The 23,343-nt window shown below is 35.9% G+C and carries 24 protein-coding genes; 1 reads left to right on the forward strand and 23 read right to left on the reverse strand.

Annotation, left to right across the window (positions count from 1 at the left end):
* Positions 1–9 precede the first annotated feature (9 nt).
* The 11 genes from rnc to I5776_RS12940 form a co-directional block, all read right to left on the reverse strand.
* Positions 10–759, reverse strand: a complete 750-nt coding sequence (rnc, locus tag I5776_RS12890) for a ribonuclease III (protein WP_202776805.1) — start codon at positions 757–759, stop codon at positions 10–12.
* Between the two features lie 183 nt (positions 760–942).
* The gene (locus I5776_RS12895; protein WP_202776806.1) at positions 943–1,176 is read right to left on the reverse strand and encodes an acyl carrier protein; all 234 of its coding nucleotides are present in this window, start codon (positions 1,174–1,176) and stop codon (positions 943–945) included.
* A 59-nt stretch (positions 1,177–1,235) separates the two neighbouring features.
* The gene (fabG, locus tag I5776_RS12900; protein ID WP_202776807.1) at positions 1,236–1,979 is read right to left on the reverse strand and encodes a 3-oxoacyl-[acyl-carrier-protein] reductase; all 744 of its coding nucleotides are present in this window, start codon (positions 1,977–1,979) and stop codon (positions 1,236–1,238) included.
* A 38-nt stretch (positions 1,980–2,017) separates the two neighbouring features.
* Complete coding sequence (gene fabD / locus I5776_RS12905; RefSeq protein WP_202776808.1) at positions 2,018–2,956, reverse strand: ACP S-malonyltransferase; 939 nt, start codon at positions 2,954–2,956, stop codon at positions 2,018–2,020.
* A 6-nt stretch (positions 2,957–2,962) separates the two neighbouring features.
* Positions 2,963–3,964 (reverse strand): phosphate acyltransferase PlsX, encoded by a 1,002-nt coding sequence (plsX, locus tag I5776_RS12910; protein ID WP_202776809.1) that lies wholly within the window; start codon positions 3,962–3,964, stop codon positions 2,963–2,965.
* Between the two features lie 47 nt (positions 3,965–4,011).
* Positions 4,012–4,575: a transcription factor FapR gene (gene fapR / locus I5776_RS12915; RefSeq protein WP_202780793.1), complete on the reverse strand. Its 564-nt coding sequence runs from the start codon at positions 4,573–4,575 to the stop codon at positions 4,012–4,014.
* A 103-nt stretch (positions 4,576–4,678) separates the two neighbouring features.
* Complete coding sequence (recG, locus tag I5776_RS12920) at positions 4,679–6,733, reverse strand: ATP-dependent DNA helicase RecG (protein ID WP_202776810.1); 2,055 nt, start codon at positions 6,731–6,733, stop codon at positions 4,679–4,681.
* Complete coding sequence (gene sdaAA, locus I5776_RS12925; RefSeq protein ID WP_202776811.1) at positions 6,720–7,607, reverse strand: L-serine ammonia-lyase, iron-sulfur-dependent, subunit alpha; 888 nt, start codon at positions 7,605–7,607, stop codon at positions 6,720–6,722. Before sdaAA ends, recG begins: the two co-directional genes overlap by 14 nt.
* A gap of 78 nt (positions 7,608–7,685) precedes the next feature.
* The gene (sdaAB, locus tag I5776_RS12930) at positions 7,686–8,348 is read right to left on the reverse strand and encodes an L-serine ammonia-lyase, iron-sulfur-dependent subunit beta (RefSeq protein WP_202776812.1); all 663 of its coding nucleotides are present in this window, start codon (positions 8,346–8,348) and stop codon (positions 7,686–7,688) included.
* A 130-nt stretch (positions 8,349–8,478) separates the two neighbouring features.
* Positions 8,479–10,155 carry a DAK2 domain-containing protein gene (locus I5776_RS12935; RefSeq protein WP_202776813.1) on the reverse strand — a complete coding sequence of 559 codons (1,677 nt, stop codon included), beginning with the start codon at positions 10,153–10,155 and terminating at the stop codon, positions 8,479–8,481.
* A 17-nt stretch (positions 10,156–10,172) separates the two neighbouring features.
* Positions 10,173–10,535, reverse strand: a complete 363-nt coding sequence (locus tag I5776_RS12940; RefSeq protein ID WP_202776814.1) for an Asp23/Gls24 family envelope stress response protein — start codon at positions 10,533–10,535, stop codon at positions 10,173–10,175.
* A 265-nt stretch (positions 10,536–10,800) separates the two neighbouring features.
* On the opposite strand from I5776_RS12940, the gene rpmB reads away from it, so the two are divergent.
* Positions 10,801–10,989 (forward strand): 50S ribosomal protein L28, encoded by a 189-nt coding sequence (rpmB, locus tag I5776_RS12945; RefSeq protein ID WP_202776815.1) that lies wholly within the window; start codon positions 10,801–10,803, stop codon positions 10,987–10,989.
* A gap of 79 nt (positions 10,990–11,068) precedes the next feature.
* Here rpmB and spoVM read toward each other — a convergent pair whose 3' ends face one another.
* The 12 genes from spoVM to rpoZ all read right to left on the reverse strand — a co-directional run bounded on the left by spoVM (position 11,069) and on the right by rpoZ (position 23,343).
* Positions 11,069–11,149, reverse strand: a complete 81-nt coding sequence (gene spoVM / locus I5776_RS12950; RefSeq protein WP_040341495.1) for a stage V sporulation protein SpoVM — start codon at positions 11,147–11,149, stop codon at positions 11,069–11,071.
* Positions 11,150–11,320: 171 nt separating this feature from the next.
* Complete coding sequence (locus I5776_RS12955; RefSeq protein WP_202780794.1) at positions 11,321–11,947, reverse strand: thiamine diphosphokinase; 627 nt, start codon at positions 11,945–11,947, stop codon at positions 11,321–11,323.
* Positions 11,948–12,031: 84 nt separating this feature from the next.
* The gene (rpe, locus tag I5776_RS12960) at positions 12,032–12,685 is read right to left on the reverse strand and encodes a ribulose-phosphate 3-epimerase (RefSeq protein WP_202776816.1); all 654 of its coding nucleotides are present in this window, start codon (positions 12,683–12,685) and stop codon (positions 12,032–12,034) included.
* A gap of 3 nt (positions 12,686–12,688) precedes the next feature.
* A complete protein-coding gene (gene rsgA / locus I5776_RS12965; protein WP_202776817.1) occupies positions 12,689–13,570 on the reverse strand; it encodes a ribosome small subunit-dependent GTPase A in 882 nt (293 codons plus the stop codon).
* A gap of 19 nt (positions 13,571–13,589) precedes the next feature.
* Positions 13,590–15,623 (reverse strand): Stk1 family PASTA domain-containing Ser/Thr kinase, encoded by a 2,034-nt coding sequence (gene pknB / locus I5776_RS12970; protein ID WP_202776818.1) that lies wholly within the window; start codon positions 15,621–15,623, stop codon positions 13,590–13,592.
* Entirely contained in the window at positions 15,617–16,378 is a 762-nt protein-coding gene (locus I5776_RS12975) for a Stp1/IreP family PP2C-type Ser/Thr phosphatase (protein WP_202776819.1), read from the reverse strand. The genes pknB and I5776_RS12975 overlap by 7 nt, the downstream gene beginning before the upstream one ends.
* A 159-nt stretch (positions 16,379–16,537) precedes the next feature.
* Positions 16,538–17,896 carry a 16S rRNA (cytosine(967)-C(5))-methyltransferase RsmB gene (gene rsmB, locus I5776_RS12980; protein ID WP_202776820.1) on the reverse strand — a complete coding sequence of 453 codons (1,359 nt, stop codon included), beginning with the start codon at positions 17,894–17,896 and terminating at the stop codon, positions 16,538–16,540.
* On the reverse strand, positions 17,886–18,842 hold the full coding sequence (fmt, locus tag I5776_RS12985; protein ID WP_202776821.1) for a methionyl-tRNA formyltransferase: 957 nt from the start codon (positions 18,840–18,842) through the stop codon (positions 17,886–17,888). Before fmt ends, rsmB begins: the two co-directional genes overlap by 11 nt.
* The gene (def, locus tag I5776_RS12990) at positions 18,839–19,318 is read right to left on the reverse strand and encodes a peptide deformylase (RefSeq protein WP_202780795.1); all 480 of its coding nucleotides are present in this window, start codon (positions 19,316–19,318) and stop codon (positions 18,839–18,841) included. The genes fmt and def overlap by 4 nt, the downstream gene beginning before the upstream one ends.
* Before the next feature lie 97 nt (positions 19,319–19,415).
* Positions 19,416–21,818 (reverse strand): primosomal protein N', encoded by a 2,403-nt coding sequence (priA, locus tag I5776_RS12995; protein ID WP_202776822.1) that lies wholly within the window; start codon positions 21,816–21,818, stop codon positions 19,416–19,418.
* Positions 21,818–23,023: a bifunctional phosphopantothenoylcysteine decarboxylase/phosphopantothenate--cysteine ligase CoaBC gene (gene coaBC, locus I5776_RS13000; RefSeq protein ID WP_202776823.1), complete on the reverse strand. Its 1,206-nt coding sequence runs from the start codon at positions 23,021–23,023 to the stop codon at positions 21,818–21,820. Before coaBC ends, priA begins: the two co-directional genes overlap by 1 nt.
* A gap of 110 nt (positions 23,024–23,133) precedes the next feature.
* A complete protein-coding gene (rpoZ, locus tag I5776_RS13005) occupies positions 23,134–23,343 on the reverse strand; it encodes a DNA-directed RNA polymerase subunit omega (RefSeq protein ID WP_202776824.1) in 210 nt (69 codons plus the stop codon).

Raw genomic sequence — 23,343 nt, forward strand, 5'->3', positions numbered from 1 at the left:
TACAACATATTATTTTTCCTCGAGCGGTGATTTTAGTTTGCTTAAAGCAACTTGTGCTGCATGTTGTTCAGCCTCTTTTTTAGACCTTCCGGTTCCAATTCCTAATTCTTCCTTATTCAAAAGAACGCGTGAGACGAATTCTCTATTATGTGCCGGACCTCTTTCTTGAAGAACCACATATTCAAGTACACCAGCAGCATCCTTTTGAATGAATTCCTGTAGTTGACTTTTAAAATCCATCACATGAGAAAAAGCACCAGCATTAATTTTAGGGTAAACAACTTTTTCTAAAATTGAAATGACCTTTTCCAGACCTTGATCTAAAAAAAGAGCACCAATAAACGCCTCAAATACATCTGCAAGTAGTGCTGGGCGTGTCCGTCCACCAGTCAGTTCCTCACCCTTTCCTAATAATATAAGCTCTCCAAATTGTAATTCATTGGCAAAGGTTACTAGTGAAGGCTCACATACAATGGCAGCTCTTAATTTAGTTAACTTTCCTTCACTCATAGTTGGATACTTATTATAAAGGAATTGTGAAACAGTCAATTCAAGTACGGCATCCCCTAAAAATTCAAGTCGTTCATTATCCGCATGTAATTTCTTGCGATGCTCATTCACATATGATGAATGTGTAAATGCTTGCTTCAATAAGTTTAATTGATTGAATTGGATACCAATTCTCTCTTGAAATCGTTTGAATTTCTCATCTATCCTCATAGTTGTTTGTTTTTCTTTATCACGATTTATTTTACGCATAGGTCATCCACCTTGTTTATCTTTCTTTATTTAATACTTCATATAAATTTTATTAGAAAAACAGCCGAAGTGCAAAGTCCTCATTTAATATTTTTTTTAATATCATAGAAAAAGAGGTTGACCCTCCGAAAAAGTGTAGCACACCTTTGGGTCAACCTCGTTTTAGTAAATCGGAACGAACGATTATGCTTTAGCTTGTATGTAATTAACAGCGTCACCCACTGTAGCAATTTTTTCAGCATCATCGTCGGAAATTTCCATGTCAAATTCATCCTCTAATTCCATTACTAATTCAACAACGTCAAGGGAATCTGCACCTAGATCATCTTTAAAAGAAGCTTCTAAAGTAACTTTAGATTCCTCAACACCTAGACGATCCACGATAATTTTCGTTACACGTTCTAATACTTCTGCCATTCGGTTCACCTCCCCTCAAGACATTATAGAGGATATTATCGAAATAATAAAGCGAAACTTTACATTACCATTCCGCCATCTACATGAAGGGTTTGACCTGTCATATAATCTGAAGCAGAAGATGCAAGAAAGATAACGACGTTTGCGACATTTTGTGGTTCTCCAAAGCGTGCTAACGGAATTTGCTTCAGCATTTCACTTTGAACATCCTCTGGAAGTTTATCAGTCATTTCTGTAGTAATAAACCCAGGTGCTACTGCATTTACATTTATTCCTCGAGATGCCAATTCTTTTGCTGTCGTTTTAGTGAGTCCAATGACACCTGATTTAGCTGCAACATAGTTAGCTTGTCCAGGGTTTCCACTTACTCCAACAATTGAAGATATATTTATAATTTTTCCAGAACGCTGTTTCATCATTTGACGAGTAACACCTTTTGTACAAAGGAATACACCTTTTAAGTTTGTGTTAATAACATCATCCCACTCATCTTCCTTCATTCTCATTAACAAATTGTCACGAGTAATGCCGGCGTTATTTACAAGAATATCAATTTTCCCAAATAGGTCAATTGTTTCTTTTATCATTCCTTGTACTTCATCATTATTCCCAACATTGCACTGTATCGCCTTTGCTTCTCTACCTAAGCCTTTAATTTCCTCAACCACTTCATTTGCTCGTGCTTCACTGCCTGCATAATTCACTATTACATTAGCTCCTTCTCTTGCTAGTTCTAATGCAATTTCACGGCCGATTCCACGGGATGCTCCTGTGACTAAGGCTACTTTCCCTTCAAGTAACATCGTTTCTCCTCCATTCATTTTGCGGACCTAGTTACCGATTATAACTTTAATTCTTCGACGACTGATTGACAACTTTCAAAATCTTGGACTGAATAGGTTTTTACATTCCGATTAATTTTTTTAATTAAACCGGATAAAACTTTACCTGGGCCGATTTCAATAAACGTATCTACACCAAGCTCAAGCATCGTAAGCACGGAATCTTCCCATAAAACAGGAGAATACAATTGTTCAATTAGTTTTTCTTTAATATCAGATGCGTTGCTTATTGGTGCAGCAGTCACGTTGGCAATAACCGGAATATTTGAATCTTTCACCTTTACTTCATTAAGAACCTCAACAAATTTTTGTGCTGCAGGTTTCATTAATTCGGAATGAAATGGACCGCTGACTTGTAAAGGTAATACTCTTTTAGCTCCGTTTTCTTTCGCTGAAACACTTGCTTTCTCGACCCCTTTTACAGTTCCGGAAATGACAATTTGACCAGGGCAATTTAAATTAGCTAATTGTACAGAATCACCATTTGCTGTCACTTCATCGGTCACTTTTTGCAAATCGTTGCGATCCATACCCAAGACTGCCGCCATTGTACCTTCCCCATTCGGTACAGCTTCCTCCATATATTCTCCACGTTTATGTACCGCAAATACTGCATCTTCAAATTCTATCGCTCCAGCTGCAACAAGTGCTGTATATTCCCCTAAACTATGTCCTGCTGTGTAATCTGGACGAATGCCCGCTTCCTCTAAACATGTTAAAATTGCTATACTAGTCGTTAATAATGCTGGTTGTGCGTTAGTAGTTAAAGTTAATTTTTCATCCGGTCCATTAAAAATTATGTCAGATAATGAATAGCCTAATCGTTGATCTGCACTTTCAAAAATAGACTTCGCTTGATCGCTTTTTTCTACAACTGATTTCCCCATACCAATCGTTTGAGAACCTTGGCCTGGAAAGACAAATGCTATTTTCCCCATAATCATCTACTCCTTAATCGTTTCATTTTCTTTTTTGATTGTTTCTTTTATAATTCTCGTTACTTGATGACTGGCCATATCATTTGCTTGTCTAACTGCATTATAAAGTGCATTTGCATTGGATGAACCATGTGCCTTAATAACCGGTGATTTAAGGCCAAACAATCCCGCTCCGCCATATTCGGTATAATCCATCATATTTTTAAGATCCTTCAATTCATTTTTAACTAATCCGGCAGCTATTTTGCTTTTGAAATTTGTCATAAACGCTTTTTTTAATAATGAAAATAAAGATCCTGCCGTTCCTTCTATCGTTTTTAATACCATATTTCCGGTAAATCCATCGGTAACAACCACATCCGCAGGGCCTTGCAGCAGTTCTCTCGACTCAATATTACCAACAAAATGAAGTCCAGAATCTTTAAGTAATTCAAAAGCTTTCTTTGTTAACTCATTTCCCTTTTTCTCTTCTGTTCCAATATTTAACAACCCAACTCTTGGTCTTTCAATCCCACGTACCTTTTGTGCATATATTGAACCCATAATTGCATATTGAAGAAGGTGTTCCGGTTTAGCTTCAGCATTTGCACCAAGATCTAACATAACAAAACCTTTGCCATCCACTGTTGGTAAAGTTGGTGCGAGTGCAGGGCGTTCAATTCCATCAATTCTTCCTACTATAAATAGGCCGGCCGCCATTAAGGCACCTGTATTTCCAGCTGATATACAAGCATCTGCTTTCCCATCTGCAACCGCCTGTGCCATTAAAACCATCGATGCATTCTTTTTTCTGCGAACTGCCCTTACTGGTTCATCCGTTCCTTCAATCTTTTCATCAGTATGAACAATTTCCACACGAGAATTAGGTTCTAAATACTGTTGAATTTCCGATTCTTTTCCAAAAAGTATAATTTCAATATCTTTAAATTCTTTTATCGCTTTATTTACACCCAATACGATTTCTTTAGGGGCATTGTCTCCCCCCATTGCATCGATTGCAATTTTCATAATTTTCATCCCTTACTCATACTGTTATCGTTTCATAATTAGTGATCTTACTTACTATTACGAAACATTTCAAATTCACCTTTAAATACTAGTTCATTTCCAACAAAACTATCAACATTTACGATTGTATGATCCTTTTCATTATGTATATCACAAACCTTAGCTTTAGCAACCACACGTTCACCTTCCTTAACTGAACGAGTAAAATGAATATTAGCTTTTGCTGTTAATGCTAGCTCATCATTGATTACAGCAACTGCTAATGAATTTGCTTGAGCAAAAAGGTGATGTCCCCTAGCAATTGAATTCCGTTTAAAAACATGTTCTTTTTTCACTTCAAAAATTGAAATTGCGTTTTTATCAAGATCAATATCAATAATTTCACCAATAACTTCATCAATTGGCAGTGATTTTACTTCATCATCAAATCTTTTCTCAGCGACATTTTTTATTCTTTCCCTTAATTCTGGAATCGATAATTCTAATCGATCTAAACGAATGGTTTGCACGCTGACTTGAAATTGTTCTGCTAGCTCTTCATCAGTAATAAACGGATTGTTATTTATCGTATCCTGTAATCGTTTTTGCCGCTCTTTTTTAATCATTTTCATAAAAATCTCATCACCATTCACGATATTAGGACTTGGTACTAATAGTAGTATATAAAAAGAAAAAGCAGAATGCAAGAATGGAATTGCTATTCTGCTTCTCCTTTTAATCAAGTTTTTCACCGTCCATAACGCCGGATTCCTCTAAATACTTTCGTAAATAATGATATTTTTGATCCTGCCAAAAATCAATTTGGTTGATAAGTTGTACCGCATCGTTTCTAGCTACTTCCAAAGCCCGATAATCATGTACCATATCCGCTACTTTAAATTCTGGCAATCCACTTTGCTTCTTCCCGAAGAAATCACCAGGTCCACGCAATTCCAAATCTTTTTCACTCAAAACAAATCCATCGTTTGTTTCTGTCATAATCTTCATTCTTTCTTTCCCCACATCCGTTTTCGGATTAGCAAGTAAAAAACAGAATGATTGATCCTGTCCTCGTCCAACTCGTCCCCGAAGCTGGTGCAATTGAGATAGTCCGAATCTTTCGGCATCATAAATAACCATAATGGTTGCATTAGGAACATTCACTCCAACCTCGACAACAGTAGTAGAAACTAGAATTTGTATATCATTGTCACTATATGCTTTCATTACATTCTCTTTTTCGTCAGGATGTAATTTTCCATGCATTAGACCGACATTAAATTTGTCGTAATAATAATCCGAAAGCATTTGATAAACATCAATGGCATTTTGCAAATCTAATTTTTCAGATTCCTCTATTAAAGGACAAATGATATAGGCTTGTCTCCCTTTTACCAATTCCTTTTCAACAAAACGCAAAACCTTATCTAGCATTTCATTTTTCGCCCAATACGTTTCAATTTTTTTTCTTCCTGCGGGCATTTCATCAATAATCGAAACATCCATTTCACCAAAAGCTGTAATTGCAAGTGTTCTTGGAATTGGGGTAGCCGTCATGAAAAGTACATCCGGTGTTACACCTTTTTCTCTTAACACCCGACGCTGTTCTACTCCAAATCGATGTTGCTCATCCGTTATAACTAAACCTAGTTTATTGAAATGAACATCATCTTGAATAAGTGCATGTGTTCCAACTAAAACATTAATTTCACCTTGTTGGAGTCGTTCAAGCAAGCTCTTTCGTTTTTTCCCCTTTATTGAACTAGTTAGGAGTTCTATCTTCAAGCCAGCTTGACCTAACATGTTCTGTAATGATTCTGCATGTTGCTCTGCTAAAATTTCCGTAGGAACCATTAGGGCACCTTGGTATCCTGCAGTCCAACTAGCAAAGAGAGCACTGGCTGCAACAACTGTTTTACCTGAACCTACATCACCTTGAAGCAATCGATTCATTCGATAAGGAGATTTGAGATCAGCACAAATTTCATTGATCACTCTCTTTTGCGCATTTGTTAATGGAAAAGGCAATGTATCAAAAAAATCGCGGAGTTTATTCAAATGATAATGTTGACTGATTCCCCCCGTATGCTCCCTTTCAAATTTTCTAAGTGCTTGCATTTTTAATTGAAAAAATAAAAATTCTTCATAAACAAATCTACGTCTTGCCTGCTTGACATCCTCTTGGGAAATAGGAAAATGCATCATTTTCATCGCATCTCTTCTTGGGAGCAATTTATATTTTATAATTAAATCCTCAGGAAGATTTTCTTCAATTTGATTGCCATATGTTTGGAACGCGAGTCTAATAAACTTCCTTAAAGATTTAACTGTAAGCGAGCCTTTCACCGAATAGACGGGTTCAAAATCAGCGTTTTTTTGGTACGGCCCAATTTTTAATTCCTGGGCTGTAATTGCGCCACGATGACGATCCCATTTACCCGAAATCGTAATCGTATCTGATATGGAAATTTTCTTTTTTAAATATGGTTGATTGAAAAAAAACACTTTTACGAGATTTTTACCTACCAATAGATGGATAGTTAATCGAGAACGTTTCCGATTATAAAAGACAAGAGAAGGTTCGCTTTGAACCTTCCCTTCGACCGTTACTTTCTCATCGTGTTCAACTTCTTGCAAATCCCGCAAACGGTAATCGTCAAAACGATAAGGGAAATGTTCCAATAAATCAAGAATAGTAAAAATACCCATCACAGCTAATTGGCTCTCCGTTTCTTCACCAACGCCTTTAATATTTGATACTGAATTTTTCAGTTCATTATTCACGTTCATTTAAGGGCATCCCAAATATTTTAGCTTCTAATCTGCGACCAGTAGGTGTAGCCGCAAGACCACCTTGTGCAGTTTCCTTTAATGAAGTTGGCATACTCTGACCAATTTTGAACATGGCATCAATAACTTCATCACATGGTATTCGACTAGTAATCCCCGCTAATGCCATATCCGCTGCTACCATTGCATTTGCAGCACCCATCGCATTTCTTTTTACACATGGCACTTCTACTAGCCCCGCTACCGGATCACAGACGAGACCAAGCATATTTTTCAAAGTAATCGCCATTGCCTCTGCACATTGCGAAGGTGAACCTCCAGCCATTTCCACAATTGCTGCGGCTGCCATCCCTGCAGCAGAGCCGACTTCAGCTTGACATCCACCGGCCGCTCCGGAAATGGAAGCATTATTTGCTACGACAAAACCGAAAGCACCAGATGTAAACAAAAAGTGAACCATTTGCTCTCTTGTCGGATGAAGTTTATTTTTCACCGCAAACAATGTTCCCGGAACAACTCCAGCAGAACCAGCAGTAGGTGTAGCGCAAATAGTCCCCATTGCTGCATTTACTTCATTAGTAGCAACAGCTTTACTTACCGCATCTAATATCGTTTCACCAGATAAAAAATTTCCTTTTTCGATATATTTCTTCATTAATACTGCATCCCCACCTGTTAAACCAGAGTGAGAAGTAACGCCATTAAGTCCACGTTCTACAGCATCTTCCATCACTTTTAAACTTCTATCCATCTGATTAAAAATCTCTTCTTTTGATCTACCGGTTACTTCCATCTCTTGTTCAATCATTATGTCGGAGATTTTTTTATTCTGAGTTTCAGCTAACTCAACCAATTCTGCAACATTTCGAAACATGTAAAAACCTCCTTGCATTAAGTATTCGTAAGCGCTACCAAAATTTCACTTTTTATAAGTATTATCTACCATATACAATTAATCTACAACTCTCGCAACTTGTGTAATATTTGGCAGTTCTTGAATTTCCTTTAAAATATACTCATCAATATTATGGTCTACTTCAATGACCATTAAAGCCATCTGTCCAACATCCTTGCGTGATACTTCCATATGGCCAATGTTGATTTCATATTTTGATAAAATATTGGAAACAGCAGCTATCACTCCAAAACGATCGTTATGAACGACAAGAATCGCAGGATGATGTCCAGTTAATTTAAGATTAAAACCATTAAGTTCTGTTATTTCAATTTTGCCGCCACCAATAGATATCCCGACTAGTTCCATTTCTCCGTTTGAATCACCAATAACAATTTTCGCGGTATTTGGATGTTCAGGAATCGCAGTTTCAGCAATAAATTCAATTTCCATACCTTGTTCTTTCGCTAAATCAATTGAGTGAATAATTCGTTCATCAAAAGTGTCAAAATCTAATAAGCCGCCAATGATAGCAACGTCAGTTCCATGACCTTTATATGTTTCAGCAAATGATCCATAAAAATAAATTTTAGCCCAGTGTGGGACTCTCCCAAAAAGCGTACGTGCTACTCTACCAATTCTAGCAGCTCCGGCTGTATGTGAGCTTGATGGACCAATCATAACTGGACCAATAATATCAAACACACTTTTATATTTCATTAAAGTCACTCCCCTCGATGAAACGTTATATAGTATATGCTTATTTTTGAAAAAGGAAATAGAAGGGTTGCCCCTTCTATTTATTATATAGTCAAATGAACGTTTGGTAAATTTCTTTTTACCACCAGCATTATTCAATAGAAAAAATAAAAGAATAAAGTGGCTGTTCGCCATTATGAATTTCGACTTCGATGTCCTCATAATTTTGATTAATAAATGATACAACTTCTTCTACTTCGTTAGTTGAAACATCTGCACCATATATGAGAGTAACAATTTCATCATCTTCATCTAACATTTCAGAAAGAAGGGAAGTTGTTGCCGGCACTAAGTCTCTATTCGTCCCGACAATCTTACCATCAGCTATTCCCATATAGTCATCTTTAGAAATAGTGATTCCCTCGATTATCGTATCTCGAACAGCATACGTAATTTGACCGGTTTTCACATGTTGCAAGGCATCATTCATAAGGTTATTATTCTCATCTAATGTTTGAGATGGATTAAATGCCAATAAAGCTGCCATACCTTGTGGAACCGTTTTGGACGGAACGACAATAATTTCTTGTGATGCCACTTGTGCTGCTTGTTCTGCAGCCATAATAATATTTTTATTATTCGGCAGAATGATGATTTTCTTCGCGTTTACTTCATCAACCGCTTTTAAAATATCCTCTGTACTTGGGTTCATTGTTTGTCCGCCCTCAATAATTGCATTTGCGCCAATGCTTTTAAAGAGATTGCCAATTCCACTCCCCATAGAAACAGCAATAATTCCAAATTCTTGTTCTTCAACATGCTTTTGATCAGAAGATAAAGTATTATGCATCTCATCGATAATTGTACTATGTTGCTGTCGCATGTTTTCAATTTTCATATTAATCAATTGACCATATTGTTGTGCATAAGTTAATACTTCACCTGGTTGTTCTGAATGAATATGAACCTTTACAATTTCATCGTCAGAAATGACTAATAAAGAATCACCATAATGACTTAAATCATTTCTAAATGTATGTTCAGAAAACGGATGGGCAGCAAGCTTGTCTTCTGCAAACTTAACCATAAATTCTGTGCAATAGCCAAATTTTATATCTTCTGTATTCATAAAACTTTGGACGCTTTTATGATGTTCGGCATTAACCATATCATTCATTGATATAGATTGATTTGATGTATGTGATAATGTCTCACCTTTTAATTCAGCAAGAAAGCCTTCGTAGACAAATACAAGTCCTTGTCCTCCACTATCTACAACACCAACTTCTTTTAATACTGGTAGTAGATCCGGCGTACGTTTTAATGAATTTTTCGCTTCCTTAACTACTGCTTCCATTACATTGACTAGATCCGTTTCACTTTTTGCTACTTCAACACCTTTTTTTGCGGCGTCTTTAGCAACTGTTAAAATTGTCCCTTCAACAGGTTTCATTACCGCTTTATACGCAGTTTCTACCCCTGCTTCAAGTGCCAAAGCAAATTCTTTTGCCGAAATTTCTTTCTTATTTTCAATTGCTTTCCCTAGGCCGCGAAACAATTGAGAAAGAATAACTCCTGAATTTCCTCTAGCTCCCATCAACAATCCTTTTGAAAGCGCTGAAGCCACCATACCAATATGCTCTTGAACATTTTTTTGAACTTCTTTTGCCCCCGAAGTCATTGATAGGTTCATGTTAGTCCCAGTATCACCGTCTGGCACTGGAAAAACGTTAAGCGCATCAACAACATTTGCATTATTTGACAAATGATTGGCCCCCATGATCACCATCTCTGCGAAACGTTTTCCATCCAAGGATGTAATTGCCACGAATCTTTTCCTCCTTATTACGGGTTTGTCACCCTGACTCCTTGAACAAAAATGTTAATAGAGTCTGTTGATAAACCAACTGTCTTATCTAGTGTGTATTTTACTTTTGATTGTACGTTATGTGCAATTTCTGAAATTTTTGTTCCATAGCTAACTATTATATACATATCAATATGTACTTCATCATTTTCTTGACGTACAATGACACCGCGAGAGAAGTTTTCTTTACGCAAGATGTCAGTGATTCCATCTTTTATTTGGTTCTTTGATGCCATCCCTACTATTCCATAGCAATCAATAGCTGCGCCTCCTGCGATTGTTGCAACAACGTCATTTGAAATATCAATTTGACCAAAATTCGTTTTTATTTCAATGGACATTTGTCTTTCCCCCTTACCGGATAAGTAAATACAATCAAGCTATAGTCATTTTACTATAATATATAATTATAAAAAAGTACAATGATAAATGAGAGTTCAGCCGGCTCCGCTTTTATTTGCGTCAAGTATTTTTTCTTGAAAGTGGTGTGTTGAAGTATTGCATTATTATAGGTTGTATGATAAATTATTAAGGTATCTTTTTATGATGAATATTGAAGTGATGAAACATATGATATTTCTACTTCAGGGTAAGGAGGGAATTAATATGCCAAAAAAATGTGTTATTACTGGACGCAAAACTCGTTCCGGCAATTCTCGTTCTCACGCAATGAACGCTAACAAGCGTACATGGGGTGCAAATCTTCAAAAAGTTCGTATCCTTGTAGATGGTAAACCAAAGCGTGTATGGGTTTCTACAAGAGCTTTAAGATCAGGAAAAGTTGAACGTGTTTAATTTAATCTAAACAATACCTGATATAGCAAAAAAAAATGCCTTTTCGGCATTTTTTTTGTTTTAAGTGGAATATCTTAATCTATCCTTTTTTAAATGTTCCTAGCATTGCTCGGACAATACCACCTAAAAATCTAGGTAATTTAATTGTATAAAACTTCATAAATGTCCCTCCCCATCTATCTAACAACCGAATGGCACTTACAAATTACTAATCACCAATTTTTATACGAATCTAAAAATCAGTTTAAGTAATTACCCGACTACACGGGTTTACACTATAGTATTCAACACTAATAAAAATGAATCACCTGATCATTTATGATTACGTGATTTAATCATGACTTCTTATCATCATTAATATGCCTGAAGTAAAAGAAAAATGACCTGTTTCTTGAATAAGTTCATTACTAATACATAACGATGAACCCATGAAAGTTTGCTTATTCATAAGTGGATATTTAAAACCACGTAAAGTAATATCATTTACTATTTCGCTAAGAGGGACAAATGAAATATATTTTTTATCACTTCTATTTTCAATCATATACTCTCCGGGCAAATAGACGACTATGCTATTTTGTTTATCAATAATCTCTATATTGCATCCAATACATTCCGGACGAACTAATAGCATGGCGTTCGCAAAAAAGTGATCTGCCCTTCCCCCAGTTGCACCAAAAATCCTAATCTTTAATGGCTTTTGTTTTATAGCCCAGAGCAAGGCAAGTTCTAAATCCGTCTCATTTTTTTCAGGTTTAAACATTTTTATTTCATTTGTCACTTGATTTATTTCTTTCAATTGGTATTCCGTTACTGAATCAAAATCACCGAAAGCAATTGAAGGTATTATTTTCTGATTTAATAAATGAATAACTCCGTAATCTACCCCAACCCACTCGATGTCCGGAAAGTTAAATGAAGTTAATGAAGGAATTAGCTCTTCAGGTCCTCCTGCCATTATATGAATAGTTTTTTGCACTTTAGGAACTCCCTTCCTAGCTGTAAAATGAATAAAGTCAGCTAGTGATAGCTGACTCAAAATTTAACCTAATTGATCCTTTATTGCATTTATAGCTGCTGCTCGATCCTTTTGTTGAAAGATGGCTGACCCAGCAACAAGTACGTTTGCACCTGCATCGTAACAAAGTTTGGCAGTTTCGCTATTAACCCCGCCATCAACTTCAATTTCTATCGTTAAGCCTTTTTTATTTACCATTTCCTTCACCTGCTCAATCTTAGGTATGACAGAGTGAATAAAGTTTTGCCCACCAAAACCAGGGTTAACTGTCATCAGTAACACCATTTCAATGTCTTCTATAACGTGTTGAATGGTCTCTACTGGTGTTGCCGGGTTTATAACTACGCCTGCTTTAACACCAAACGAATGTATTAACTGGATTGTACGGTGCAAATGTTTAGATGCTTCGACATGAACCGTGATAATATCCGCGCCTGCTTTTGCAAATGCTTCAATATATTGGTCTGGATTTTCAATCATCAAATGCACGTCTAAAGGCAATTTTGTAATGGGGCGAATCGCTTCAACAACTAATGGACCCATTGTTATATTTGGAACAAAATGACCATCCATCACATCGATATGGATGTAATCAGCTCCTCCCCTTTCAACATCTTGTATTTCTTCGGCCAATTTTGAAAAATTTGCAGCTAAAATGGATGGTGCTATTTTTGCCATAATTTAATACCTCGGCTTTCTCTCTCTAATTTCCTGCAAAAACTGTAAATAATGTTGATATCGATAATCTGCAATTTCATTATTTTCAAGTGCATTTTTAATCGCACATTTTGGTTCGTTTACGTGTAGACACCCTCTAAATTTGCATTCACCGCTTCTTTGAGCCATTTCAGGAAAACAATTCGATAGATTTTCTGCATCTAATTCATCAAACTCTAATGCACTAAATCCTGGTGTATCAGCAACTAGACCGGATTCAATTTCAATTAATTCTACATGCCTTGTTGTATGTTTTCCCCGGCCAAGATGGGAGGAAATATGGCTTGTTTTTAACGCTAACTCGGGATTAATCGCGTTGAGTAATGATGATTTTCCGACGCCGGATTGTCCTGCAAACACGCTTATTTTTCCATCCAAATAGGGAATCAGCTCATTAATCCCCTCTTTTGTTTTCGAAGATGAAAGAATAATTTGATAGCCTATTTTTTCATAATCGTTTACAAAATTCATCAAAAGTGTTTTTTCCTCATTTGTTAAAAGATCTAATTTCGTCAAACAAATAATTGGAGTAATGTCATTCGATTCAATTATTACTAAAAAACGATCTAATAAAGTTGAACTAAAATCTGGTTCTTTTGCAGAAAATATGAGTATAGCTTGGTCTACATTCGCAATTGGAGGACGTATTAGTTCATTTTTTCTTCTTTTAACCTCCATTATATAGCCCTCTCGATTATTTTCTGCCTGATAAACAACCGCATCCCCTACTAGGGGAGTAATTTTATTTTTCCGAAAAACTCCTCTACCTCTGCATTGGATCATTTGATTATGATCTAATACATAGTAAAAACCACTTAATGCCTTAATAATTTTCCCTTCAGGCATAGCTTCGACTCCTTTAATACTATTCTTTCGGATATGAAACAGTATCCTCGAGTATAACTTTATTATCGCGCATGACTTTATATCTCGCTTTTTTTCCTTCTTCAATAGTAAATTCGAGATTTCTTTTCACGGTTTCGGTAATTGTAAACGAATCAATCGGTTCGTTTATATTGTGATTCATATCTTCAATAAAAATTTGAATATGTTGTGGCTTCGGTTCCTTTTCGTTGTCCCCGTCTCCATCTTCATCTTCATCTGATAATGACTCATATGGAATCTCGATTTCTTTTTCTACTGTTTTCGGTGGCTGTTCTTTAGGACCTTTAGAAATAACAACCTTCACTTTATCCCCTTTCACTAGCTCGGTTCCGGGTTCAGGTGATTGTGAAATGACTAGTCCTTCTTTAACAGTATCCGAATATTCCTCTTTGGACATATCAATCACTAATCCAGTATATTCCTCGTAATCTCTTAAACCCTTTTCATTATACTCTGTTAAGTCTTTTACTTTAATTTTTTCAGGCCCTTTGCTCACTGTAAACGTAAGAATTGTATTACTCGGAATAATTTCTCCGTTTGACGGTGGATCTTGATTGATTATTGTGCCAGCAGGACTATCATCATATACATCATTCCTAATAATATCCTGAAACGTAAATCCTTGTTCCTTTAGCATATCCATTACATCTTCATATTGTCGACCAGTATAATCGGACATGGTAATTTTTTCTTTACCATTACTAATATAAAGATCTATCTCTGTTCCCTCTTTAACTGCCTTTCCAGCTTTAGGATTCGTTTTTATAACTTTCCCTTCGGCAACATTTTCACTCGGGGTTTCATATTTTTTGCCGATTTTTAATTTCGCTTCCATGATTTTTTGTATCGCATCATTAACATTTTCATCTGCAACATCGGGAACTTTAACCTCTTTTGGCCCCATAATAGTAGGTAAAAGAATAATACTTAATGCAGCCAGTAAAACAATTAAAAATGTAATAATGCCAACAACCCATGGCCATTTTTTTCTTTTCTTTTTTTGCTTTTTATTCTTCTTTATACCGCTTTTCGCATCATTACCAGTTTGCTCGTCTGAAAGTTCACTTTTAGTATGAATCATTGTTTGATCTTGATTTTCATTATTTGCTATCGGTTGGATATTTGCAATAATTGGAATTGCTTTTGTTGCTTCATGATCCTCAGGTATGACAAACTTTGGTTCATTGATTCGATTTGAGTCCAATGCAGTACGAATACTTTCACCCATTTCATCTACGGTTTCAAATCGTTGAAAAGGGTCTTTTGAGGTTGCTTTTAATACAATATTTTCAACACTTTGTGGTATATTGGGATTCCATCTTTTTAAAGACGGAGTTTCTGTTTGCAAATGTTTAAGTGCAATTGATACTGCTGATTCACCAGAAAAAGGAAGTCTGCCTGTTAACAGCTCGAACATAACAATTCCTAATGAATAAATATCTGATTTTCTCGTTGCCATACCGCCGCGCGCTTGCTCAGGCGATAGGTAATGAACTGAACCAAGGACTGAGTTTGTCTGAGTAATAGAAGTTGCACTTAATGCCATTGCTATTCCAAAATCCGTTATTTTTACGATGCCATCGTGATCTATTAGAATATTTTGCGGTTTAATATCTCGATGAATAATTTGATGTTCATGCGCGTGTGATATTGCTGAAACTAATTGCTGCATAATATCAAGCGTTTTTTCTACTGATATCGGGTGATATTGTTGTATGTACTGCTTTAATGTCATGCCATCAACATATTCCATTACTATATAGTAAATATCGTCCTCTTCACCTACATCATAAATGTTTACGATATTCGGATGATTTAAGCTAGTTGCTGATTGTGCTTCCCGTTGAAAGCGATGTATAAATTCTTGTTCATTTGCAAAATCTAACCTTAATATTTTTATGGCAACATCCCGATCTAGAATAATGTCTCTGGCTAAATATACATTAGCCATACCGCCCCCGCCGATCATGCTGATAATTTTATAGCGGTCACTTATTCTTTTACCAATTAGCATTCATTACACCCGCTTTCAACATCAGTTGCAACTTTAATAAGGATAAGTGTAATGTTATCTTCACCGCCATTTTCATTGGCTAAATCAATTAATGTTTGTGCTTTCTCTTCAATCGTATTCCCATTCTCCAAAATTTCCTTTATTTGCAATTCGGTCATTTTGTCTGAAAGACCATCTGAGCAAAGAAGCAAATAATCTTCTTCTTCAATGAGGATCGTTTTAATATCAGCTTCAATTTTCTCTTCAGTACCTAAGGCTTTTAGGACTAAATTCTTTCTAGGATGATGTTCAGCATCTTCTTTTGTGATAATTCCCGTTTTAACTAATTCATTAACTAGTGAATGATCCTCAGTTATTTGTTTAAAACCATTTTCGTTGAATATATAACAACGACTGTCTCCAATATTTACAATTGTAGCAAAGTCATTTGTACAAATTGCAGCTACTAGTGTGGTCCCCATTCCTTCACATTCTGTATTTTCTCTTGAGTGATTTAATATTTCTTTATTAATTTTGTCCACTCTTTCAGAAAACCATTTTTCAGCAGATTCAGCCGTATCGATTTCCGAGGACTTTTCCCATTCATTATAAAAAAAGTCAACTGTCATTTTACTTGCTACATCACCGGCATTATGACCGCCCATCCCATCCGCTACAATAGCAAGGCGATCACCTGTTGAATTAACAAAAAATCCCCCATTGTCTTCATTACGTTGACGAATTTTCCCCTTGTCTGTTCGAAAAACAGCCCTCATATAGAGATCACCTCGTTTCTTTATAAAGAACCTATAAATGGTCCCTTTCTTCCTGTAAGAATGATTAATCTATTTCAAAAAGGATTACTTCGTTACTTTTACGACTTTATTCATCAATTTTCCTGCTTTTTATTTCTTAAATATAGCTCTAATTTACCGCTATTGAATTATGTCTATTTGTTTTACGTTTCCTTTTTTAAAGCATGCGATAAAAAATCCATCTCCTCCAAAATCTTGAGGAAATATTTGCACTTTATTCTCTTCTACAAATGGTGTAATTGCTTCCGGTAACTGCAATGGATATGCCTCAAATTCCGTTGATGTGAGCAAGAACTGATTGACGGTACCTTCGTTTTCAATCTTATCGACAGTACAAGTACTATAAATGAGTAATCCCCCAGGTTTTACTAATTGTGCAGCCTGCTGGAGTATTGCCTGTTGTATGGATTGTAAAGAAGTAATATCTTCTAATGATTTACTATATTTAATATCAGGTTTTTTCCGTAAAACACCTAATCCGGAGCAGGGTGCATCTACTAATACACGGTCAAAACTGTTTTTTTGAAAATGTTCGGTCACTTTACGACTATCTAATACTTCTGTTTCTACATTATTTAATCCTAGTCTTTTAGCATTATCATCAATAAGCTTTATTTTATGTTGATGTAAATCTAGAGCAATCACTTTTCCAGTTCCATTTAACTTTTCGGCTATATGTGTGGTTTTTCCACCCGGAGCTGCACAACAATCTAAAATGAATTGATCATTTTTAATATTCATCGCATTAGCTACTAACATAGAGCTTTCATCCTGTACGGTAATTAATCCTTCTGAAAAAGCTTTAGAGTGTGCTAGATTTCCTTTTAACGATCGAATACCTTCTGGGGTGATGGGACTCGGCATGATTTCAAATCCCTCTTTTTCCAACTTATCAATGACTTCTTCTCTAGTCGTTACCGTTGTATTTACACGAGCAGTTTGTATTGGTGCATTTAGATTTTCCTCACACATTTCCTTTGTTTTCTCTATACCAAACTGTTCAGACCATCTCCGAACCATCCATTCGGGGTGACTCGTTTCAATTGCAATCCTTTCAATTGGATCTTTAATTTCTGAAAGTGATGGGACACCATTTCTTTGGACTGCTCGCAAAACCCCATTAACCATTCCGGATATTCCACGATGACCTCTTTTTTTAGCGATTTCAACTGCCTCATAAATAATCGCTCGATCCGGTATTTTATCTAAATAAACCATTTGATATAAAGATAGCCTTAATAATATTTGAACCCATTTTTCTATCTTGTTATTTATAAATGGTTGTAAATAATAATCTAAGGTGAATTTCCTTTGTAATGTACCATATGTAATCTCAGTTAATAACCCTATGTCTGGCCCTGTAATATGATTTCTTTCGATCACGTGGTTTAGAAGTAAATTACTGTATGCTTGATTTTTCTCGACTGCCTCAAGTATTTCGAGTGCTGATTCCCGAACATTATGTTTTTTATTTCCCATATGATTCTCCTAATACAGTGCCGATTGATAGATGTGAACCCGCCCCATTTAAAAATTGTGCTGCAGTCATTTTTTTCTTACCTGATGGTTGCAATTCTTTGATTTTTATTCCCGTTAAGTTTCCAGTGGCAACGATGAAACCATCTTTCATTAACTGAATAATCGTTCCCGGTGATTTTTGTTCTGTTAATGCAATCGTTTCACTTTCCCATACCTTCATAACACTACCCTCAAGTGTTGTATAGGCTACAGGCCACGGATTTAACCCGCGAATATGATTGTATATTTCTTCACCGGATTTTGTCCAATCGATCTTTTCCTGTTCTCTTTTTATATTTGATGCAAAAGTAGCTAGTTCATTATTTTGAGAAATTGGTTTAATTTCGTCGTTAAATAGTCTAGGGATTGTTTCAGATAATAGTTCTGCTCCCGCTACACTTAATTTATTAAAAAGTGTTCCTACATTATCAGTTTCAGAAATTTGCACTTCTACTTGACTAATAATATCACCCGCATCAAGTTTTTCTACCATATACATAATGGTTATTCCGGTTTTCTTTTTTCCTTGAATAATTGCATAATGAACAGGAGCTCCCCCTCTAAGTTCTGGGAGAAGTGACGCATGAACATTAATACAGCCGAATTTTGGAGCATCCAGTAGTTCTTTTGGTAAGATTTGTCCGAATGCTGCAGTAACGATTAAATCCGGTTTCATTTCGATGATATTTTGTAACTCTATAGAATTACGGATTTTCTCCGGTTGCAAAACAGGAATTTGGTATTTTTCTGCTTCCACTTTAACTGGAGGTGGAGTTAAAACTCTTTTCCTTCCTACTGGGCGATCGGGTTGTGTAACTACAGCTATCACATCATACCCATCATTTATTAATCTTTTTAAAACAGGAACCGAAAAATCCGGAGTTCCCATAAAGACGACTTTTTTCATTCTTCCTCATACCCTTCCAATTCTTCTTCATCAATATATTTCAATACTTTTGTCGTAAATAATACGCCATGAAGATGGTCAATCTCATGTTGAATTGCGCGGGCTAGATAATCTTCTGCTTCTATATAAAAAGTACGTCCTTTTACATCTTGGGCTTTGACTTTGACATAGAATGGACGTGAAACAGTACCATATAATCCAGGAAAGCTTAAACATCCTTCAACATCTGTTTGTTCACCGCTTTTTTCAACTATGATTGGATTTATTAAATTAAGTCTGCCGGTATCATCACCAATATCAACGACGGCGACTTGTTGATCAATACCAATTTGCGGAGCTGCTAAACCAACTCCATCAGCAGACAGCATCGTTTCATACATGTCATTAAGTAGTACTTTTAATTGTTTATCAAATTGTGTAACCGGCTTACATTCTTTTTCTAATATATCAGCCGGGTGTTTTACGATTGTAAGAATTGCCAAGATCTTTCCTCTTTTCTATTTTTCTATGGGGCTTACTTGTCGCCTTCGCTTTGCTTTTTGTCCAGCTGTGGCTCCTAGCCTCCGCTTTTCTTTACATCATTATATAAGGATTGACATCTATGCTTATTGTTAGTCCGTCAGATGTGATTTGTTGCTGGTAATGTTCTAGCAAATAGCGGAGATGTTTGTTTAAATCCGGTTCTCGTTTGTATTTTAGCAAACATTGATAGCGATATCTATTATTAATCCTAGGAATAGGAGAAGTGGTAGGTCCAAGAATGATCGTATCATTTGATAATTTAGCTTGTAAGTGTTTCGTTATTTTTTCTGTAACAGATACTACTTTCATTAAATCCTCATGAATGACTGTTATTAATGTGATAAAGTAAAAAGGCGGATAGGAACCTAGTTTTCTCATCATCATTTCTCTTTGGTAAAATTGATCATAATCTTGAGCTCCCGCCAATTCGATACTATAATGTTCTGGTGTATATGTTTGAATGACTACTTCTCCCACCAATTGGTGTCTCCCCGCTCTTCCACTTACTTGTGTTAATAACTGAAATGTTTTCTCAGAAGCACGAAAATCAGGTAGGTGGAGCATTGTATCAGCACTTAATACCCCTACAAGAGTGATATTTGGAAAATCCAAACCTTTCGCAATCATTTGCGTTCCTAATAAAATGTCAGCTTTACCATCTTGAAAATGTCGAAGTAACTTTTCGTGCGAGCCTTTTCTACTAGTAGTATCAACATCCATCCGAATCACTCTTGCTTCCGGAAGCAGTTTACTTAGTTCCTCCTCAACTTTCTGTGTCCCTGTTCCAAAATATCTAATATGTTCACTTAAACATTCGGGGCATTGATCCGGAACCACTGATTCATATCCACAATAATGGCATTTCATTTGATTGGAAAAACGATGATAAGTTAGAGAAATATCGCAATGTGGACATTGAAGAACATACCCGCAGTCACGGCACATAACAAACGAAGAATGTCCTCGGCGATTTAAAAAAAGGACAGTCTGTTGTTTCTTATTTATTCGATCCTGAAGTTTTTCAAAAAGTTCCCGCGAGAACATAGATCGATTTCCTTCCCGTAATTCTTCCCTCATATCAACAATGGAAACGGAAGGCAGTTCTTGATTATTCATTCTTTTTTTCATAGAAAGCAGTGTATAAACCCCTTTTTGTGATCGTGCAAAAGACTCGAGCGATGGCGTTGCACTACCCAAAATGACTGGACATCGATGTAATTTCCCCCGATAAATCGCGACATCTCGTGCATGGTATCGCGGGTTTTCCTCTTGTTTATAACTATTTTCATGTTCTTCATCAATAATAATAATCCCTATACTTTCAAATGGAGCAAATATTGCTGATCTTGCACCCACGACTACTTTAGCTTCTTTTCTTTGAATTTTTCTCCATTCATCATATTTTTCTCCGATAGATAGTCCACTATGAAGGACTGCTACATCATTTCCGAAGCGACTTTTAAATCGTTCAACCATTTGGGGAGTTAACGCAATTTCTGGAACTAAAACAATGGCTTCCATTCCCTTGTTGATTACTTTTTGAATGGATTGTAAGTAAATTTCTGTTTTTCCACTTCCTGTAACCCCGTTTAACAGAAACGTCTCATGATAGTCTTCCTCAATCGATTTGATGATTGGATTGATTACTTGTTGTTGTTCCATTGTTAATTGAAAAGGTGTAGTTTTTTGAAATTGTCGATGTTCATAGGGATCGCGATATTCTTCTTTAATTTCTTCCTTTAGATACCCTTTATTTATTAATGATTTAATCGTCGTTGAGGTTGAATTTGTATCCTCTAATACCTTTTTAACTGGGATAGGTTTGGTCGAATTTAGAAGATATTCAAGAACTACTTTTTGTTTTAAAGCATTAGAAGGTAAATTCTTTATCACAGTAAGTAGTTCATCTTTCGACAATACACTTGTAATCATTCGGACAGTTTTTTTATTCGCTTTATTTTTTACGATATATTTTATTTCAACAGTTCCATTTTTAATATGTTCTTGTAACAAAGGTAAACTGTTGTTTTTCGAAGCAATATCCCAACGCAGCTCATCCTTTTTCCCAAAAAGTTCATCTAAAAATGGATTCATTCCCCTATCTAATCGATGAAAAACTTTTTCGTATTTTGCCTTCATTGCTGCGGGAAGCATAGCTTGATAGGCAGATATTTTCAAACATAAAACTTCTTCAGAAAGCCATTGTCCGAGATTTAGTAACTCTTCATTTAATACGGGTGTAATATCCAAGGGTTCATTAATGTTTCTTAGTTTTTTTACATCACTTTGATCTTTTTTTTCAATCACAAAGCCTTGAATCATTCGAGGACCAAATGGAACAGATACCCTCATTCCCGGTTGGATAAAATTTGTCCATTTTTCCGGAACTAGATAATCAAATAATTTATCAGTATTCATTGTAGGAACATCTACAATTACACTAACTATTTGCATTACTCTTTCCCTCTTTTTAGTTCGCGTGAAATTTCATGAAGAATTTCTTTCGCTGTTTCATTTTTACTTAATAGCGGTAATTCCTTTTTCGTTTGATCCTTTTTATAAATCGTAACAATATTTGTGTCACCGCCAAACCCTGCACCTTGTTTACTAACATCATTGGCGACAATAATATCCGCATTTTTTCTTTCTAACTTACTCCAAGCATTCTCGTCAACATTTTCGGTTTCGGCAGCAAATCCAACTAAAAATGGCTTGTCCTTTTTATGACCTAATTCATTTAATATGTCCTTCGTTCTCTCTAATTCAAAAACAAGATTTCCATCTTTTTTCTTCATTTTTTGTTCGAAAACATGTTTTGGTTTGTAATCGGCCACTGCAGCACTTTTAATGACTATATCGGCTTCCTTATAATGGCTCATAATTGCTTCATACATGTCTTCAGCACTTGTAATTTGAATATGGTTAACCCCGTTTGGGACATCTAGCCCTTCAACTCCAGTAACTAACATGACTTTAGCGCCTAATTTTACAGCTTCTTCTGCAAGAGCAAACCCCATTTTCCCAGATGAACGGTTAGTAAAATATCGGACAGGATCAATTTTTTCTTTAGTTGGACCTGCAGTTACTAATATCGTTTTTCCTGCTAATTCAGTAGATGGTACATTGAAGTTTTCCGAGATTAGGGATACTATTTTTTCCGGTTCTTCTAGCCTTCCTTTACCTACGTAACCACACGCAAGATGACCTTCGCTTGGTTCAATGAACTTATATCCAAAGTCTGATAATGTTTGTATATTTCGTTTTACAGCTGGGTGATCATACATATGTACATTCATTGCCGGAGCAATCCAAACAGGTGATGTCGTTGCTAGTAAAGTTGTAGAAATCATATCATCAGCAATGCCGTTTGCTAATTTCCCAATCATATTTGCTGTTGCTGGTGCAACTAACACGAGGTCTGCCCAATCTGCTAAATCGATATGTGCAATGACAGCTGAATTTTTCTCATCAAATGTATCAGTATATACATCATTACGGGATAATACTTGAAATGTAAGGGGTGTCACGAATTCACAAGCAGATGCACTCATAATAATTTTCACATTTGCTCCTGTCTGAGTTAATTTACTTGTTAATGCCGCTGCCTTATATACCGCAATTCCACCTGTGACACATAATAAAATATTTTTTCCAATCATGAAAAATCCCCCATTTTATGAGTGAGTTAATGTTTTATAATTATTATGAATGATTTTGAACTAGGTTAAAAGAAAAAACAACCCAAACATCATAGGTTGTTTTTCCTTTTTCATACTAGATCTTTATTATCTGTTTTTACAACTAGTGTTTTTGCATATATTTCTTCTAATGCCTTGCCAACGTACTTTTGTGATTCAAAATGTTCTAACGTTTCCTTACCATCTTCTTGAAGGTGACGTGCACGCTTTGCCGCTACCGACACAAGAGAATATTTCGAATCAATTATTTTTAACAATTTATCAATAGATGGATATAACAT

The organism is Heyndrickxia vini (genome assembly GCF_016772275.1).
GTDB classification, from domain to species: domain Bacteria; phylum Bacillota; class Bacilli; order Bacillales; family Bacillaceae_C; genus Heyndrickxia; species Heyndrickxia vini.

What these genes read in the sequence shown, in the direction of transcription:
- rpe (WP_202776816.1), bottom strand. Translation starts at nt 12,685, where the DNA reads ATGGCAAAAATAGCACCATCCATTTTAGCTGCAAATTTTTCAAAATTG.
- fmt (WP_202776821.1), bottom strand. Translation starts at nt 18,842, where the DNA reads ATGAAAAAAGTCGTCTTTATGGGAACTCCGGATTTTTCGGTTCCTGTT.
- I5776_RS12975 (WP_202776819.1), bottom strand. Translation starts at nt 16,378, where the DNA reads ATGAGGGCTGTTTTTCGAACAGACAAGGGGAAAATTCGTCAACGTAAT.
- sdaAA (WP_202776811.1), bottom strand. Translation starts at nt 7,607, where the DNA reads ATGTTTCGAAATGTTGCAGAATTGGTTGAGTTAGCTGAAACTCAGAAT.
- rsgA (WP_202776817.1), bottom strand. Translation starts at nt 13,570, where the DNA reads ATGCCTGAAGGGAAAATTATTAAGGCATTAAGTGGTTTTTACTATGTA.
- priA (WP_202776822.1), bottom strand. Translation starts at nt 21,818, where the DNA reads ATGCAAATAGTTAGTGTAATTGTAGATGTTCCTACAATGAATACTGAT.
- fabG (WP_202776807.1), bottom strand. Translation starts at nt 1,979, where the DNA reads ATGTTACTTGAAGGGAAAGTAGCCTTAGTCACAGGAGCATCCCGTGGA.
- fapR (WP_202780793.1), bottom strand. Translation starts at nt 4,575, where the DNA reads ATGAAAATGATTAAAAAAGAGCGGCAAAAACGATTACAGGATACGATA.
- fabD (WP_202776808.1), bottom strand. Translation starts at nt 2,956, where the DNA reads ATGGGGAAAATAGCATTTGTCTTTCCAGGCCAAGGTTCTCAAACGATT.
- rpmB (WP_202776815.1), top strand. Translation starts at nt 10,801, where the DNA reads ATGCCAAAAAAATGTGTTATTACTGGACGCAAAACTCGTTCCGGCAAT.
- sdaAB (WP_202776812.1), bottom strand. Translation starts at nt 8,348, where the DNA reads ATGAAATATAAAAGTGTGTTTGATATTATTGGTCCAGTTATGATTGGT.
- I5776_RS12940 (WP_202776814.1), bottom strand. Translation starts at nt 10,535, where the DNA reads ATGTCCATTGAAATAAAAACGAATTTTGGTCAAATTGATATTTCAAAT.
- rnc (WP_202776805.1), bottom strand. Translation starts at nt 759, where the DNA reads ATGCGTAAAATAAATCGTGATAAAGAAAAACAAACAACTATGAGGATA.
- coaBC (WP_202776823.1), bottom strand. Translation starts at nt 23,023, where the DNA reads ATGATTGGAAAAAATATTTTATTATGTGTCACAGGTGGAATTGCGGTA.
- pknB (WP_202776818.1), bottom strand. Translation starts at nt 15,623, where the DNA reads ATGCTAATTGGTAAAAGAATAAGTGACCGCTATAAAATTATCAGCATG.
- rpoZ (WP_202776824.1), bottom strand. Translation starts at nt 23,343, where the DNA reads ATGTTATATCCATCTATTGATAAATTGTTAAAAATAATTGATTCGAAA.
- plsX (WP_202776809.1), bottom strand. Translation starts at nt 3,964, where the DNA reads ATGAAAATTGCAATCGATGCAATGGGGGGAGACAATGCCCCTAAAGAA.
- I5776_RS12955 (WP_202780794.1), bottom strand. Translation starts at nt 11,947, where the DNA reads ATGGCAGGAGGACCTGAAGAGCTAATTCCTTCATTAACTTCATTTAAC.
- I5776_RS12895 (WP_202776806.1), bottom strand. Translation starts at nt 1,176, where the DNA reads ATGGCAGAAGTATTAGAACGTGTAACGAAAATTATCGTGGATCGTCTA.
- rsmB (WP_202776820.1), bottom strand. Translation starts at nt 17,896, where the DNA reads ATGGGAAATAAAAAACATAATGTTCGGGAATCAGCACTCGAAATACTT.
- recG (WP_202776810.1), bottom strand. Translation starts at nt 6,733, where the DNA reads ATGAACGTGAATAATGAACTGAAAAATTCAGTATCAAATATTAAAGGC.
- spoVM (WP_040341495.1), bottom strand. Translation starts at nt 11,149, where the DNA reads ATGAAGTTTTATACAATTAAATTACCTAGATTTTTAGGTGGTATTGTC.